The following is a 15,355-nucleotide window of genomic DNA, read 5'->3' as shown; positions in this document are numbered from 1 at the left end:
CCCATTCGTTTGAATAGACAAGGCTATGTCCATTCGAGCCACCCTGAGAGGGAGTCCCCACATGCTCAAGCCGGTCCGCGTCTTTGCGGTAATGATGGTGCTGGCTGTTGCGGTTTCGGTGCTCGCGGGCTGGCACATGCTGACCATGAAGCGCGACGCACTCGAATATGCACGGGCGAGCGGCGCGAACATCCTGCTCATGGTGGAGCGCGAACTGCTCCGCGATCTGGACGTCCACGCCCAGACGCTGCAGACCATCAACAACGTGGTGAACTCGGCGGATGCCCGAGAAATCGCGGGGCCTGCGCTGGCGGCACTCGTCCGGGGGCATGCGGCGGGCTCGGTGGAGGGGACGATCGTCGTCACAGACGTGCAGGGACAGTTGTTGCAGAGCCTGCACAACGAATCGGAAATAGAGCGCGATCTTTCCCGGCGCGAGTATTTCACTGCCGCGATGGCCGCCCCCGGGGTGCTTCATCTGAGCCATCCCTTTTTGCCTTCGTACGACGACATTCACCCGGCTACGGCGCTGAGCCGCTCCGTGACGGACTCGGCCGGCAACGTCGTCGGCGTTGCCGCCGTCATCAAGGATCTGCGCCATCTGAACAGATTCATTGAAGGGCTGAAGACGGAGCCGAGCGGAATCGTTTCGATCCGCTTGCTCGACGGCACCTTGCTGGCGCAGTGGCCTGCCTCGCAGGAGGGCTCGCAGGATGAGCTCGGCGCTTTCCACCAATTCGTCGCCTCTGGCCTGCAGGAATACGTCGTCGACGGATTCGATGAGGTCGAACCGCATTGGCGCGGGTATCAGCGGGTAGGCAATTATCCCGTCGTGGTAGGGATGGATGTGCCGCGCAGGGACATTTTCCGCGCCTGGGAGACGCGCACGGTCGTCACCAGCGGCCTGCTGTTGCTCTTCAATCTGGCGACGGTGGCATTGGCCTATGGCCTGACGCGCCATCTGCGTCATCTCGATGTCGTCGAAAACCGCTTGCGTGCCGAGGCCAGCACCGATGCGCTCACCGGTTTGCACAACCGTCGCTGGTTCGATGAAAAGTCCCGCGCCGAATGGCATCGCCACCTGCGTGGCGGAGGCGAGCTGGCCATCCTGATGCTCGATATCGACCAGTTCAAGGCCTACAACGATCACTATGGTCACCCCATGGGCGACAAGGCGCTGGCGCGTGTCGCCGAGCAAGTGCAACTGGCATGCAGGCGTGAGGGGGACGGCGCGGCGCGCTATGGTGGCGAAGAATTCGTCGTGATACTGCCGATGTGCGATCTGGCCGGCGCACTGGTCATTGCCGAAAACGTTCGCCAAGCCGTGCACGCGCAAGCGCTGCCGCACGAGAAGGGCGCCAATGGCGTGGTGACGGTCAGCATCGGCGTGGCCAGCACATCCTCCACGACGGTGGAGAGCGTCGAAGCGCTGGTGAAGGTGGCTGACGACTGCCTCTACCGGGCCAAGGCGGGCGGGCGCAATCGGGTGGAGGGGTAGTCAGCGAAGGCGTCGCCGCGCCAATGGAATGCCCGATTGCCTGCTCATCCCCGCAGCGGCAGCGCCGCTCCGATCGCCACGAATATTCCGCCGCAGGCGCGATTGAAGACGCGGCCCACGCGCGACAGCCATGCGCTGATGCGGTGCGCCACGCTGGCAATGAACAGCTCGGTGATGAATTCGATGGTGGCGAACGTGCCGGCCATGATGACGAACTGCAGCACGAGGCTGCGGGCCGGATCGATGAACTGCGGCAGAAATGCCGCGAAAAACAGGATGCACTTCGGGTTGGTCACCGCCGACAGCGCACCTTGCCTGAACATGGACCAGCCGCTTCTCGCCGCCGCCAGTCCGCTCCGCTGGATGCTGATCGGCGGCGCGCGCCATACCTGCACGCCAAGCCAGACGAGATACGCTCCGCCCACCCACTTGAGCACGACGAGCCAGATCAGCGAGGCCTTGAGCAGTGCGCCGATGCCGAACATCGACAGCGCCACGACGCTGATGAAGCCGACCGAACCGCCGGCAACGGTGCACAGCGCCTTGCGGCGTCCGTAGAGTGCGCCATGGGTGAGTGCGAGCAGGCTGTTGGGACCGGGCGAGAGGGATAGTCCGAGTGCCGCCAGCGTGTAGATGAGCCAAGTGTGCAGGTCCATGGCCGCAGAGCATACATGTCGATCGCCTCGTGCGGCGTGCGCTCGTGCGCCGCTGCCGCGATGCGGTTCATTGGCACACGAACACGCTCACGTACCCCGGCGTGGGGTACGAGGTTTCGTGGAGCGCTGCGGTGCTGCCCCGGTCGTATAACGCTTTGGCAAGCGCCTTGGCGGTGACGGCTTCGTCGGGCGGCGTGAATCCGATTTCGCCCTGGCAGATGCCGCAGCCGGGCTGCTGATTGACCGACTCCGGCAAGGCCCGTACGCGCCACCGGGTTGTGCTGCCCGCAGTTTGCAGATTGAGCACTGCGCGGAAGGCCGCGATGACTGCAATGCCAAGCGCGACGAGCGTCAGCAGCTTGGTCGCGTCGTCAGTGGATGAGAGCAAGTGTTTGTCGTCCGGCATGGCAACTTCCGCTGTTGTCCACGCTGTTTCGTCGCAGCGCAGCATGGAAGTCGCCATGGGCATATGGGCCGCGACGACACGGTCAAGAAGGCAGGGCGTGTTTCAAAACCCTTAGGGGAAGGCCCTGAGCGCCTTTATTTCGCATGGCGCTACGATGGTTGAGTCTGGATTTCCAACGCGGAAGCGCATTTTCCGTTTAGAAAAACCCGTGTATCGAAGGAGGAGCCCCCATGAACCGGAAACTTGTCTCAGCCACCGAATTGGCGTCGATTTTCAACACGAAGCTCCAGTCCAGCGATCTGCTGACCGACGAAACCCGCGACTGCCAGGTCGGCGAATTCTATCGACTGGTGGTGCCCGATGGAGACGGCTGCAATTGGTATCTACGCAGCTATACCGGCCCTCACACGTGTTCGGGCGTCGTGCATGCGATCGCTGCGGACCTGCGCCTGCGCTATAACCTGATGAACTGATCGGATGGATTCGATTTGCCCGGTCTTGCGGCGACCGGGCCTGACGCCCGCCGGCTTTGCCGAGCGGGCTTTTTGTTGCCACGACGGTCAGTGACGCTCCAGCCAGCGCACGACAGCGTGCATCGAGCCGAACGGGGCGCACAGGCCGATGAGGCAGGCGACGACAAGGAAAACGGAGCGGAGGGTTTCGCTCTCGCCGACGGATTCCGGTCTCCAATGCCAGATCGCCACGGGAATCAGGATAGTCATGAGCCACCACTGCGCAGCGAGTGCCACTGCCTTGAATATGCCGATCATGCTGTCTCCTCTTTGGGTTTGCGTGTTGCTGGCCGCCGGTTCTCGCGCGGAGTGCCCAAATGGGAATGTACGCAAGGAAAAGCCCGTGCGCATGCATTCCAGTTGAATGGAGAGAACATTTACTTCCTTTTACGCTGCAGGGCCTATGACACATTGCCGCAATTGGTTTTCGAGGGGCGGATCGTGCAACCAAATGGGGGCTCATGTGTCTGTTGCTGACGCACTACCTGTGCGCGATGTGCATCCACGACATGGCCGGCCGTGCGCCGGTACCGGATGGAGGAAAGTCATGATGCGTACGTCTCCCCCGCGCACGGCGTTCGCGGCCGGCGCGGATTTTCCATCGCGCAGGCGCTTCATCGGACAGGTGTGCGCGCTCGGGCTGGCATTCGGGATGGCAGGGCGGGCCGGCGCGCAGGCCGCACCCGCCCTCATCCTCAGGCAGATTCCATCATCGGGCGAGCGCGTGCCGGTCATTGGGCTGGGCACGGCCCGGCGCTATGAGGACGCCGCCAGCGAGGCGGACCTCGCGCCCTTGCGGGCGACGCTGAAGGCCTTTGAAGCCGGGGGCGGCCGCATGATCGATACCGCGCCGTCGTACGGCATGGCAGAAAGCGTGGTCGGCGCGCTGGTCGCCGATCTGGGCATCCGGCGCAGCATGTTCCTGGCGACCAAGGTCGGCGCCAATGGCAAGGATGCGGGCCGTGCGCAGATCGAGCGTTCTTTCATCCAGTTGCGTACGGATCGCATCGATCTTATTTCCGTGCACAACCTGCGCGACACCGCCACGCAGTTGGCAACGCTGCGCGAACTCAAGCAGGCCGGGCGTATTCGCTATCTCGGGATGACCACGTCCTTCGACGGTCAGTACGACGCGTTCGAAGCCACCATGAAGCGCGAAACGCTCGATTTCGTGCAGGTCGACTACGCGCTCGACAATCGCGGTGCGGGCGAGCGCCTGCTGCCGCTGGCGCGCGATCGTGGCATGGCGGTGATGGTGAATCTGCCGTTCGGGCGCGGGCGCTTGTTCAGCGCGGTGCAGGGACGGCCTCTGCCGGAATGGGCGGGAGACTTCGACTGTCATAGCTGGGCGCAGTTTTTCCTCAAGTACATCGTCTCGAACGACGCGGTGACGGTCGCAATCCCCGGCATGGCCAAGCCCGAGTACGTCATCGACAACCTCGGCGCCGCAACGGGGCGCCTGCCGGATGCCGCAATGCGCCGGCGCATGGAAGCCTACATCGATGCCCTCTGAGCGCGCCGTGGACGAGGGCGCCCTGCCACGCAGGCTGATCGACGTGCGGCCCGGCGAGTGGATTGCGCTGAGCTGGGCGTGGCTGTACGTGCTGGCCGTGATGGCGGCGTACTACGTCATCCGGCCTGTGCGCGACGCGATGGGCGTCGAGGGCGGTGTCGATAATCTGCAATGGCTCTTTACCGGCACCTTGCTGGCGATGATCGCCATCAATCCCGCCTACGCGGCGCTGGTGCGCAGATGGGCGCGGGAGCGATTCATCACCGTCACCTACGTGTTCTTCATGGCCAATCTGCTGCTGTTCGCGGTGGCCATGCACGTTGCCTCCGCTGGTCAGCTCGTGTGGGTCGGCCGCGTGTTCTTCATCTGGGTGTCGGTGTTCAACCTGTTTGTCGTATCCGTGTTCTGGGCGCTGATGGTCGATGTGTTCGACACGGAGCAGGCCAAGCGTTTGTTCGGACTGATATCGGCGGGCGCCACCATCGGCGCCATGGCGGGTTCGGGCATTGCATCCGCGCTGGCGCATTCGGTGCCGACGACGTGGCTGTTGCTGGGGTCGGTTGCGCTGCTGTGCCTGGCGGTCTTCTGCGTACGTCGCCTGTCGCGGCTGGCGCCTGCATTGCGCGCGCCGCGCGAAGTCGCCGCGGCCCGGTCGGAAGTCGACGCGCCCATCGGCGGCAGCCTGATGGCCGGGCTGGCGCACACGCTGCGCTCGCCGTACCTGCTTGGGATCAGTCTGTACATCTTGCTGTACGCCATCACGTCGACCTTCCTGTACTTCCAGCAGGCCGCCATCGTGGCCGAACATTTCGCCGATCGCGCCGCGCGCACGGCGTTCTTCGCCAATGTCGATCTGGTGGTCAACGTACTCACGCTGGTCGTCCAGGTATTCGTGACCAACCGTTTTCTGCGCCGCTTTGGCGTGACCATCACCATCGGGCTGCTGCCGCTGGTGTCGGTGATCAGCTTCGGCGTGCTGGCGGTGGTGCCGACGGTGGCGGTGCTGGTGGCGGTTCAGGTGATCCGGCGCGTGGGCAATTTCGGCTTTGCCAAGCCGACGCGCGAAGTGCTCTTCACCGTGACTTCGCGCGAAGACAAATACAAGGCCAAGCCCGTCATCGATACGGTGGTCTATCGCGGTGGCGACCAGGTGGGCAGTTGGTCGTATGCCTTGCTTGGCTGGATGGGATTCGGGCCGGTCGGCGTGGCGATCGTGGCCGTGCCCTTGTCGGTGTTGTGGCTCTTCAATGCGCTGTGGCTGGGGCGTCGTCAGGCCGCGATGGTGCGCGAGCAGCGTGGAGCCGCGCAGGCGGAGGCCGCGGCACCGGCGTGGCAAGGTTCGTAACATCGTCGCCGATGTCCGATCGTGCGTTTTCGGCCATACTGGCGCGCCTTGCCGCCGTATTGCCATGGACCGCCTGAAGTATCTCTCCGCTTATTCCGCGCCCCTGCAGGACAAGGTGCGCGCGCTCATCGCCAGCGGCAAGCTGGGCGACTACATCGGCGAGCGCTATCCGGATCGGCACGAGGTGCGCAACGACCGCGCGCTCTACGATTACGTCACGGATCTCAAACAGCGCCACTTGCGCAGCGCACCCGCCATCGACAAGGTGCACTACGACAGCCGGCTCGACGTCGAGCACCATGCGCTCGGCTTGCATACAGCGATCTCGCGCGTGCAGGGCGGGCGCCTGAAGGCGAAGAAAGAAATCCGCATCGCTACGGTCTTTCGCGAAGCCGCGCCGGAATTCCTCCTGATGATCAGCGCGCATGAACTCGCGCACCTCAAGGAGCGCGAGCACAACAAGGCTTTCTATCGGCTGTGCGAGAGCATCGCGCCCGGCTACCACCAGCTCGAATTCGATCTGCGCCTGTTCCTGACCTGGCGCGAACTGCCCACGACCTAGCCGCGGGCCTTTCCTGCCGGCTTACTGCCAGTAGTTTTCGAACAACATGCTGCCGATGAGTCCGCGCCGGCAGGGCTGGAAGTTCCTGTCGCGCAGCAGCGCGCGCATGTCGCCGGTGAATTGCGGGTTGCCGCAGACCATCACTCGCGCAAAGGCCGGATCGAGCGACGAGGCGAGCAGCACTTCGAGCGAGCCGTCGTTGATCATCGTCGGGATGCGGCGGGCGAGATAGCCGCTGCCGGATTCACGGGTGACGACCGGCACGTAATGCAGCACGCCGGGGTGGCGCGTTTCCAGCGCCCGCAATTCGTTGGCGTAGGCCAGTTCGGCGGCCGTGCGAACGCTGTGCACGACGAAGATCGATTCATACCGCCTCAGTACGCCGCCTTCGCGCAGCATCGAGATGTACGGCCCCAGGCCCGAGCCCGTCGACAGCATCCATAGCGTGCGCCCGGGCGCGAGCTGGCTTTCGACGAAGAAACCCATCACCCCGGGATCGAGCAGGATGTTCGCGCCGGCTTCGAGGGTCGCCAGTTGGCTGGTGAACAGGCCGTGGGGAATCAGCGTGACAAGGAACTCCAGGTGTTTGTCGTCGGGGGCGGAGACGATGGAGTAGGGGCGCCACACGATGTCGCTCGTGCTGTGTGCGGGCAAGCCCAGGCGCGCGTAGTGGCCGGGCGTGAAAGTGAAGTTGTCCGGCCGGGGAATGCGCAGCGACCATTGATTCGGAGCCCAGCGCGTCCAGCTGTCGATGGTCCGGGTGGTCCAGCGGGGGGCGGTGTGTAGTGCTTCCATGTCGAGGCCTTGGCGTACTGCGAGGGATATTGGCAGGACCCGTCCGCGGTCGTCGGGTTCCGTCAACCACGATGTTGCACCATGAGCCCAAATCCTTGCCAGCGTAAGGGGTTTGACCTTGGCGGCCCGCCTGCCGAAGAGCGGTGCGCGACACAAATGGAAGATTGCCTGATCGATAGTGCTGCTGTATGTTTGTACAGCTTTTCGATGGCCGCCCCCCACACACAACAATGATGGTTCCCGCTACTCCCGCGCCCACCACGCCTCCGGCGTATCTTGCCCGGCTGAATGCCGAACAGCGCCAGGCCGTTGAATATGGCGTGGGCCAGCACGGCCAGAGCATTGCCGGCCCTTTGCTCGTCATCGCAGGCGCGGGTTCGGGCAAGACCAATACGCTGGCGCATCGTGTGGCGCATCTGATCGCGCATGGCGTGGACCCGCGCGGCATCCTGCTGCTGACCTTCTCGCGGCGCGCAGCCAACGAGATGGCGCGGCGTGTGGAGCGCATCGTCGGCAGCATCGACGGCAAATACGCGCAGCTTGCCAAGTCGGCGCTGACCTGGGCCGGCACTTTCCACAGCATCGGTTCGCGCCTGCTGCGCGAGTACGCCGAATACCTCGGCATGAGTCCGTCCTTTACCATCCACGACCGCGAAGACTCCGCCGACCTGATGAATCTCGTGCGCCATGAGCGTGGGTTGTCGGCCAAGGACAAACGCTTTCCCGCCAAGAACACCTGCCTGTCGATCTATTCGAAGGTGGTGAACACCGGCGACACGCTGGAAGAGGTGCTGGAGTCTGCCTACCCGTGGTGCGTGGAGTGGGAATCCGAACTGCGCCAGTTGTTTGGCGCGTACGTCGAAGCCAAACAGTCGCAGGCCGTGCTCGATTACGACGATCTGCTGTTGTACTGGGCGCAGATGCTGACCGAACCGCAACTCGCGGCAAGCGTGGGCGAACGCTTCACGCACGTGCTGGTGGATGAGTACCAGGACACCAATCGCCTGCAGGCCGCGATCCTCAAGGCGATGAAGCCGGACGGTCGCGGCCTGACCGTGGTGGGCGACGACGCGCAGTCGATCTACGCTTTTCGGGGCGCGACGGTACGCAATATCCTCGACTTTCCCGCGCAGTTCGATCCGCCGGCCAAAGTGGTGACGCTGGAGCGCAATTACCGCTCGACGCAAGCCATCCTGAATGCCTCCAACGCAGTCATCGGCATGGCGGCGGAGCGCTTCACCAAGAATCTCTGGACCGACAGGCCGCAGGCCGAATCACCGCGATTGGTGACGGTGCGCGACGAATCCGCGCAGGCCGACTACATCGTCGAACAGATACTCGCGCGGCGTGAAGAAGGCGTGCCGCTCAAGCGTCAGGCGGTGCTGTTCCGCGCGGCGTATCACAGCTCGCAACTGGAAGTCGAACTCACCCGCCGCAATATTCCGTTCGTGAAGTTCGGCGGTCTCAAGTTCCTGGAAGCGGCGCACGTCAAGGACATGCTGGCGGTGCTGCGCTGGATCGAGAATCCGCGCGACCGCGTGGCGGGTTTCCGCGTGATGCTCATGCTGCCCGGCGTGGGGCCGAAGACTGCCGGCAAGGTGCTCGACGACATCGCCGCGCACGACGATCCGCTGGCCGTCCTGCGTGCAACGCGCGCGCCCGCGCTGGCGGCGGAAGACTGGAAGCTGCTGTGCGACATGCTGGCCGTGGCGCGTGCGCCGGCATCCCCCTGGCCGGCGGAATTCGAACTCGTGCGCCAGTGGTACGAACCGCATCTGGCGCGCCGCCATGAAGACGCCGAAGTGCGTGCCGGCGATCTGCTGCAGATGGAAAAGATCGCCGCGGGATATGCCTCGCGCGAACAATTCTTGTCCGACCTCACGCTCGATCCGCCCGACGCGACCAGCGACGAATCGGGCGTGCCCTTGCTGGACGAGGACTACCTGATTCTGTCGACCATCCATTCGGCAAAGGGGCAGGAGTGGGACAGCGTCTACCTGCTCAACGCCGTGGACGGCTGTATCCCGTCCGACATGGCGACGGGTAGCACCGAAGAGATCGAAGAAGAGCGCCGCCTGCTGTACGTGGCGATGACGCGCGCCAAGGATCAACTGCAGATACTCACGCCGCAGCGGTTTTATGTGCACGGGCAGGCCAGCGGCGGCGACCGGCATGTATATGCCACCTGCACGCGCTTCATCCCGGCCGCATTGATGCCTTTGTTCGAAGCGCGCGCGTGGCCGCTGGCTTCGCCGCCCTCGCTCAATACACCTGCCACGCCGCCACCGCAGGCGTTCATCGACATCGCCGCGCGCATGCGCAAGATGTGGCAGTAAGGCGGCGCGATGGCGATTCTCGTCGGGTCGGCATCGTGGGCCGACAAAGGTCTGATCGCGTGCAAGCGCTTCTATCCGCCGGGCGTGTCGACGGCTGAAGCGCGCCTGCGCTACTACGCGACGCAGTTTCCCATCGTCGAGGTCGATTCGAGCTATTACGCCATGCCCAGCGTGCGCAATTCGCAGCTATGGGCGATGCGCACGCCTGATGACTTTGTCATGAACGTCAAGGCGTTCCGCCTGCTGACCGGCCACCATACTGACCCCTCCGCGCTGCCGAGCGATATACGGCTAGCGCTGGGCGATGTTTCGCGGCAGATCTATTACCGCCAGGTGCCAGCGGAAATCCGCGACGAGATGTGGCGCCGCTTCATCGATGCGCTCGCACCGCTTAAAGCGGCGGGCAAGCTTGGTGCGGTACTGTTCCAGTTCCCATCGTGGCTGATCAACAACCGCGAAGGGCGCGATCACGTGGCGCATTGCGCGGAGCGCATACAGGGGCACTGCATGGCGATCGAGTTCCGGCATCCGAGCTGGTTTCTCGCGGAGCGTCGCGCTGCCACGCTCGAATTCGAACGCGCGCTCGGTGCGGTGAATGTCGTAGTGGACGAGCCGGACGTAGCCGATACGAGTATTCCGTCCGTGTGGGAAGCGACGCATCCGTCGCTGGCGGTGGTGCGCCTGCATGGCCGCAACGCGACGAGCTGGAATCCGCGCGGCATTGCGCACAGTTCGGGGCGCTTCAACTACGAATACCCGGAAGACGAACTGGTCGATATTGCGGCAAAGATCCGCCGACTCGCGGAGCGCGTCTCGGATGTGCACGTCATTCTCAACACTAACAACGAAGATCAAGGCCCGCGCAACGCCCGCAAGTTGATGCGCGCGTTGCAGGCCGGCGGCGGTTGAGGTCAGGCGGGAATCAACGCGCCGCTGCGCCAGCGGCCTTCGCCGAGCAGTTCCAGTTCATGCGTGTGGAAAGCATGCAGCGTGCTGCGGTGGCCCACGCTGACGATGATGCTGTCCGGCAGAGCTTGCCGCAGCAGCGAGTACATCGCGTGTTCCAGCCCTTCATCCATGGCCGAACTGGCCTCATCCAGAAAGACCAGCCTTGGGCGCGCGATCAACGCGCGGCCGATGGCGAGCCGCTGCTGCTCGCCCAATGAGAGCACGCGTCCCCAGTCGGCTTCGTCATCCAGCCGTTTGACGAGATGCCCGAGCTGGCATTGGTGCAGCACTTCGGCCGCATGTTCCGGCGTTGCCGGCGTGGGCGAAGGGTAAGAGAGCGCAGCACGCAGGGAGCCCAGCGGCAGATAGGGTTTTTGCGGCAGGAAGAGCGCTTCGTCTAGCGGCCGTTCGACATGTCCGTCGACGTACGGCCACAGGCCGGCAACCGCACGCAGCAGCGTTGTCTTGCCCATGCCCGAGCGCCCCCGGATGAGCAGCGCATCGCCGCGCGAGAGCTGCAGCGACAACTTGCTGACGAGCGTATGTTCGGCCGGCGTGCGCACCGACAGGGCCTCGATCGACAGCGCGTCGCCGCGGCTGATGTCCGCCATCGGCAGCGCTTCGGCCATATCCATCGCATTGACGAACCCGGTGAGACGATCGAGCACCGCGCGGAAGCCGGCGAACTCATCGTACGAGGTGCGGAAGAACGACAGTGCGTCCTGTACCTGGCCGAATGCCTGCCCGGTCTGCATGACGTCGCCCAGCGTGATCTGCTTGGTGAACAGGCGCGGCGCCTGGATCAGGAAGGGGAACACCACCGCGATCTGGCTCACCGCCAGGTTCAGGCCCTGGAATTTCAGCGAGCGGTAGATGATGTCCCAGGTATTGCGGATAACGTCGGCGAAACGTCCGCGCAGGCCCTGCAGTTCGACCGCTTCGCCCCGGAAGAAGGCAATGCTCTCACCGTATTCGCGCACGCGGATCAGCACGTAACGGAAGGTGGCGTTGAAGCGTTCGGTGAGGAAGTTCAGCCGCACCAACGGATGGCCGACCCAGACGGCGAACACCGTCGCCACCAGGACGTAGATGTACACGACGAAGATCATCCCGCGCGGGATGTCGATCCCGAACAAGGAAAGCGCGCCCGACAGCCCCCACAGGATGATGGTGAACTCCACCAGCGAGACCACCGACGAGAGCAGTCCCGTCGATAGCGACAGCGTGCTGGTGACGAAGCTGTCCACGTCTTGCTGGATACGCTGGTCCGGGTTGTCGACGTTGTGCGTGACGAAGTCGGCGCGATAGTACGAGCGGCTGTCGAGCCAGCGGCGCATGAGCGAATCGGTCAGCCACATGCGCCAGCGGACCAGCAGCACCTGGTTGACGTAGAAGTTGAGCAGCGCGCGCACCACGTGGACGGTGGCCAGCACGCAGAACACGGCCATCATGAACCAGAATGCCTTGGCGTCGAGCGCCTGCATGGCGGCGTAGAAGCCGTTGTACCAGTACGAGAACAGCACGTTCATGCGTACGGCGAACAGGGCCATGAAGATGATCACCGCCAGCATGGTCAGCGGCCCGAGACTGCGCCGGGGGCTGAAGTAGGGCCACGCCAGGTGCCAGATCTGGCGCCCCCATCGCGTGTACTTGCCCAGCGAGTAAGTGACGGCCGCAAAGCCGGCCAGGCTGATGACAAACGTGCGCAGCAGCCACCACAGACTGTCCGCGAGTTGATTCGTCCAATCCATGTTCAGCACCTCTGCAAAAGGGGCATGCGACGGTATCGGTATCAGCCGTGGGCGGGGGGCTGCACGCGGCCGCGGGTGGTGAAGATGCGCTCGGCGTCGCGATGGGCGCGTTCGAGCGTGCGCATGTCGTCGTGCTGATCGTGGGGGACGAAGTACTCCAGATCCTGCGCGCGCATCACCATGCGGATCGCCGCGTTTTCGCTCACGTCATATTGCTCGGTGATGAGGGTGGTGACTTCGTCCAGATATTCTTCGTAGGTCATCGGCGATGCCCGGTTGCACGACGGGTTGGCACTATAGCCTGCCTCAATCGCGGGAGGTATGTAGGTTCCTGCCATTTATGTATCGGAAAGCTGCGACGCGAAGCCCGGTTGTTTCCATTGGCTGGACGGAAGAGGGCTGGCATCCCAGGCCGCAGTTCGCGTGAACGAAAAAGGGAGCCCTCGGGCTCCCTTGCTCGGCGCGCCTGGGACGATTACGTCGCGCTGGCGCTGCCGCTGCCGGTTTCGACCAGTGCGGAGAGGCGTTCCATGTCGAGCAGCCGCACGTGCTTGCGGACCACGTCGACGAGGCCCCATTCCTGCAGGCGATTGAAATTGCGGCCGACCGTTTCCACTGTCAGCCCGAGATGCGAAGCCAGTTCGCCGCGCGACATGCGCAGCACGAACTCGTTCGGCGAGTAGCCGCGCGCCTGCATGCGGCGCGACAGATCGAGCAGGAAAGTGGCCAGCCGCGCTTCGGAGCGCATGGAACCGAGCATCACCATCAGGCGGTGGCTGCGGATGATTTCTTCGCTCATGTATCTGAGGAGCTGGCGTTGCAGGCCGGGGCTCTGGCTCATGGGATCGCGCACGCGGCTGGACGGGATCATGTAGATCTCCGAGTCTTCCAGTGCCCGTACGCTGCAGCGGTGGAGGTTGTCCTGCATGCCATCGAAGCCGAAGACTTCGCCGGCAAAGTAGAAGCAAGTGACTTGTTCCTGCCCGCTTTCCGTGCCTACCTCCGTCAGGAAGGAGCCTGTGCGGATTGCATAGACCCCGTCAAAACGATCGCCGGCATGGAAAACATAGCGTCCGCGGCTGATCTTGCGATGTTGAACCATCTCCTCGTCGCCCTCGCCGTACGGACCGACGTCAGGCGGTTGCAGATCGATGTTGGCGGTTCGCTGCGAAATCGATGCATGGGTCTGCCAATCCACCTCTGTCTCCTCTTGTAGTTTGTTACAAAAGTTATTGTAACAATACATTTGATCAAACTGATCGAATAGAAACGTTGATGCGTATCGACTCACAGGAATTTACACATTTTTTGCAGTACAAAATCCGAGCTTGCTCAATAGGCGGCGTCTGAGACTGAAGGGAAGAAAACGCTATTTAAATCAATGGGATGATGGGTTTTGCTGAGTCATCTCGCTACATTGGCGCCGAAATATTCCCAGTGCTGAGTCAGTCTTGTGGATGTGCAGTGTAGGAGGTGTGGCCGGAGTGGAGATCCGGCTTGCCTGTCCCTGCAATAGGACGCGCCGTTGAAGATTGCCTGGCCGCCACGTGTCACTTTGGGCGGCGCCGGCGTTCGCGGCCGCCGCCTTGTGCGGCGACAGGCAACAAAAAAGCCGGCGTACCGGCTTTCTGCGTGAGCGCGCGCTACGGCTCAGGCCGGCGCGAGGCTGGGCGAAGCGGACAGCAGCTTGATCAGCAGGCGTTCGAATTCTGCGCGTTCCTTCGGTTCGAACACATCGAAGGTTGTCTGGGCGTGGCGCCGGATGATGGGCAGCGCATGCTCAACCAGAGCGATGCCTGATTCCGTGAGATGCAAATCGATGCGACGACGGTCTTCCTTGCAATGCACGCGCTCCACAAGCCCGCGGGACACCAAGTCGTCGATGATGCGGGTCATGTTGGTGCGGGTTTCGCCCGAGCATTCGGACAACACCGATGGATTGACGCCGCTTTCGCAGTCCGGCGAGCTGTACAGCATCAGCAGCACGTGGAAATTGTTGTAGGTGAGATCGGTGTCGCGCAGATCTTCGTTGATCTGCTCCTGCAGCATCTTGGCGACGTGCCGGATCAATTGGGGCAAGGGGCTGGTGGGAAGCCCCGCAGAGCATGGCAACCGCGCATTCGTGCGCTCCAGCCGCGACAGCATGTCGCCGAGCCGCGAGGCTTTTTCGTTCTGAATGCTCATACCGCTACTCCGAAATTATCGAATCATCGACAGTGCATTTTACAACTGTTTCGTCAAGTTACCGTTGCCAACGACCTGCTTTTCACAGGTTTTGACGCTCCTGGCGCTTTGTTTCCACCTGAATGGAAGACCCAAGCCGATTGGCGGCGTTTCGTCGCTCAGGCGGCGCGCGCGCCGCCAGGAGAGATGCGTTGCGCGCGCCTTTCGCAGGCGCTCAGCCTGCGGTCTGCTGCTCGTCGAAGCGGACTTGCTCGGCCGGGCTCCGCAGCAGCGAGCGGGCGGCCGGGGTGTCGGAATCCGACACGACCGAGTCGGCCTTGGCTTGTGCTGGCGTTCCAGCGAACACGTAGCCGTTGTTCGATTCGTCCTGTTGCCAGACGTAGCCTTCCGAGGCTTCCTGCTTGGCCCAGGCGGCATCGTCGGCGCGCTTGTCAGCGCGGGAGATGGTGCTCTGCTGGTAGATCTGGTCGGCCGGGAAGTCGTTTTCGGTCGGGGCGGCAACGGCGGTGCCGGCAACCAGTGCCAGGCCGGCGATCAGGGCAGTCTTGCGAAGGAACATGTTGTTCTCCTTGGAATTGGGGGAGGGGTCAGGGGTATCGCGCGTCACGCCGGGGGCGTGACGCGAGCGTTCGCGCTTCGATCAGCCGGCGGTTTGTTGTTCGTCGAAGCGAACTTGCTCGGCGGGGCTGCGCAGCAGCGAGCGGGCGGCCGGGGTGTTCGAATCCGACACGACCGAATCGGCCTTGGCTTGCGCCGGCGTGCCAGCGAACACGTAGCCGTTGTTCGATTCATCCTGTTGCCAGACGTAGCCTTCCGAGGCCTCCTGCTTGGCCCAGGCGGCATCGTCGG

At 63.4% G+C, this 15,355-nt stretch carries 17 protein-coding genes; 7 read left to right on the top strand and 10 right to left on the bottom strand.

The features are described from left to right. Nucleotides 1-61: 61 nt before the first annotated feature. A complete protein-coding gene (locus tag ACDA63_RS15630) occupies nt 62-1,498 on the top strand; it encodes a diguanylate cyclase (protein ID WP_373664210.1) in 1,437 nt (478 codons plus the stop codon). A gap of 44 nt (nt 1,499-1,542) precedes the next feature. Here ACDA63_RS15630 and ACDA63_RS15625 read toward each other — a convergent pair whose 3' ends face one another. Further along, the gene (locus tag ACDA63_RS15625; protein ID WP_373664208.1) at nt 1,543-2,154 is read right to left on the bottom strand and encodes a LysE family translocator; all 612 of its coding nucleotides are present in this window, start codon (nt 2,152-2,154) and stop codon (nt 1,543-1,545) included. 67 nt (nt 2,155-2,221) lie between these two features. Next, the gene (locus ACDA63_RS15620) at nt 2,222-2,560 is read right to left on the bottom strand and encodes a hypothetical protein (protein ID WP_373664207.1); all 339 of its coding nucleotides are present in this window, start codon (nt 2,558-2,560) and stop codon (nt 2,222-2,224) included. A 230-nt stretch (nt 2,561-2,790) separates the two neighbouring features. Here ACDA63_RS15620 and ACDA63_RS15615 point away from each other — a divergent pair, with 230 nt between their 5' ends. After that, nucleotides 2,791-3,033 (top strand): hypothetical protein, encoded by a 243-nt coding sequence (locus tag ACDA63_RS15615; RefSeq protein WP_373664206.1) that lies wholly within the window; start codon nt 2,791-2,793, stop codon nt 3,031-3,033. Nucleotides 3,034-3,120: 87 nt separating this feature from the next. Here the strand turns inward: ACDA63_RS15615 and ACDA63_RS15610 are convergent, their stop codons facing one another. Next, the gene (locus ACDA63_RS15610) at nt 3,121-3,330 is read right to left on the bottom strand and encodes a hypothetical protein (protein WP_373664205.1); all 210 of its coding nucleotides are present in this window, start codon (nt 3,328-3,330) and stop codon (nt 3,121-3,123) included. A 289-nt stretch (nt 3,331-3,619) separates the two neighbouring features. Between ACDA63_RS15610 and ACDA63_RS15605 the strand changes: the two genes are divergently transcribed. The 3 genes from ACDA63_RS15605 (at nt 3,620) to ACDA63_RS15595 (ending at nt 6,492) form a co-directional block, all read left to right on the top strand. Then, nucleotides 3,620-4,585: an aldo/keto reductase gene (locus tag ACDA63_RS15605; protein ID WP_373664204.1), complete on the top strand. Its 966-nt coding sequence runs from the start codon at nt 3,620-3,622 to the stop codon at nt 4,583-4,585. Further along, nucleotides 4,575-5,930, top strand: a complete 1,356-nt coding sequence (locus tag ACDA63_RS15600) for an NTP/NDP exchange transporter (RefSeq protein ID WP_373664203.1) — start codon at nt 4,575-4,577, stop codon at nt 5,928-5,930. The genes ACDA63_RS15605 and ACDA63_RS15600 overlap by 11 nt, the downstream gene beginning before the upstream one ends. A 64-nt stretch (nt 5,931-5,994) precedes the next feature. Next, nucleotides 5,995-6,492: a YgjP-like metallopeptidase domain-containing protein gene (locus ACDA63_RS15595; protein WP_373664202.1), complete on the top strand. Its 498-nt coding sequence runs from the start codon at nt 5,995-5,997 to the stop codon at nt 6,490-6,492. Nucleotides 6,493-6,513: 21 nt separating this feature from the next. Here the strand turns inward: ACDA63_RS15595 and ACDA63_RS15590 are convergent, their stop codons facing one another. Continuing rightward, nucleotides 6,514-7,287: a ferredoxin--NADP reductase gene (locus ACDA63_RS15590; RefSeq protein WP_373664201.1), complete on the bottom strand. Its 774-nt coding sequence runs from the start codon at nt 7,285-7,287 to the stop codon at nt 6,514-6,516. A gap of 230 nt (nt 7,288-7,517) precedes the next feature. On the opposite strand from ACDA63_RS15590, the gene ACDA63_RS15585 reads away from it, so the two are divergent. Next, entirely contained in the window at nt 7,518-9,623 is a 2,106-nt protein-coding gene (locus ACDA63_RS15585; protein ID WP_373664200.1) for an ATP-dependent helicase, read from the top strand. Between the two features lie 9 nt (nt 9,624-9,632). Beyond that, nucleotides 9,633-10,532: a DUF72 domain-containing protein gene (locus ACDA63_RS15580; protein WP_373664199.1), complete on the top strand. Its 900-nt coding sequence runs from the start codon at nt 9,633-9,635 to the stop codon at nt 10,530-10,532. A 2-nt stretch (nt 10,533-10,534) separates the two neighbouring features. Here ACDA63_RS15580 and ACDA63_RS15575 read toward each other — a convergent pair whose 3' ends face one another. The 6 genes from ACDA63_RS15575 to ACDA63_RS15550 all read right to left on the bottom strand — a co-directional run. Next, a complete protein-coding gene (locus ACDA63_RS15575; RefSeq protein ID WP_373664198.1) occupies nt 10,535-12,322 on the bottom strand; it encodes an ABC transporter ATP-binding protein/permease in 1,788 nt (595 codons plus the stop codon). 41 nt (nt 12,323-12,363) lie between these two features. Further along, the gene (locus ACDA63_RS15570) at nt 12,364-12,585 is read right to left on the bottom strand and encodes a hypothetical protein (protein ID WP_373664197.1); all 222 of its coding nucleotides are present in this window, start codon (nt 12,583-12,585) and stop codon (nt 12,364-12,366) included. Nucleotides 12,586-12,797: 212 nt separating this feature from the next. Then, the gene (locus tag ACDA63_RS15565; RefSeq protein ID WP_373664196.1) at nt 12,798-13,520 is read right to left on the bottom strand and encodes a helix-turn-helix domain-containing protein; all 723 of its coding nucleotides are present in this window, start codon (nt 13,518-13,520) and stop codon (nt 12,798-12,800) included. 452 nt (nt 13,521-13,972) lie between these two features. Beyond that, nucleotides 13,973-14,506 carry a MarR family winged helix-turn-helix transcriptional regulator gene (locus ACDA63_RS15560; RefSeq protein ID WP_373664195.1) on the bottom strand — a complete coding sequence of 178 codons (534 nt, stop codon included), beginning with the start codon at nt 14,504-14,506 and terminating at the stop codon, nt 13,973-13,975. A gap of 214 nt (nt 14,507-14,720) precedes the next feature. Then, nucleotides 14,721-15,065: a hypothetical protein gene (locus ACDA63_RS15555; RefSeq protein WP_373664194.1), complete on the bottom strand. Its 345-nt coding sequence runs from the start codon at nt 15,063-15,065 to the stop codon at nt 14,721-14,723. 81 nt (nt 15,066-15,146) lie between these two features. Then, nucleotides 15,147-15,355, bottom strand: a 209-nt coding sequence (locus tag ACDA63_RS15550) for a hypothetical protein (protein ID WP_373664193.1), incomplete at its 5' end; no start/stop codon positions are given.

The organism is Uliginosibacterium sp. sgz301328, from assembly GCF_041807905.1.
Lineage (GTDB): Bacteria > Pseudomonadota > Gammaproteobacteria > Burkholderiales > Rhodocyclaceae > JBGVSA01.
This window is presented reverse-complemented; position numbering and strand designations above follow the sequence as displayed.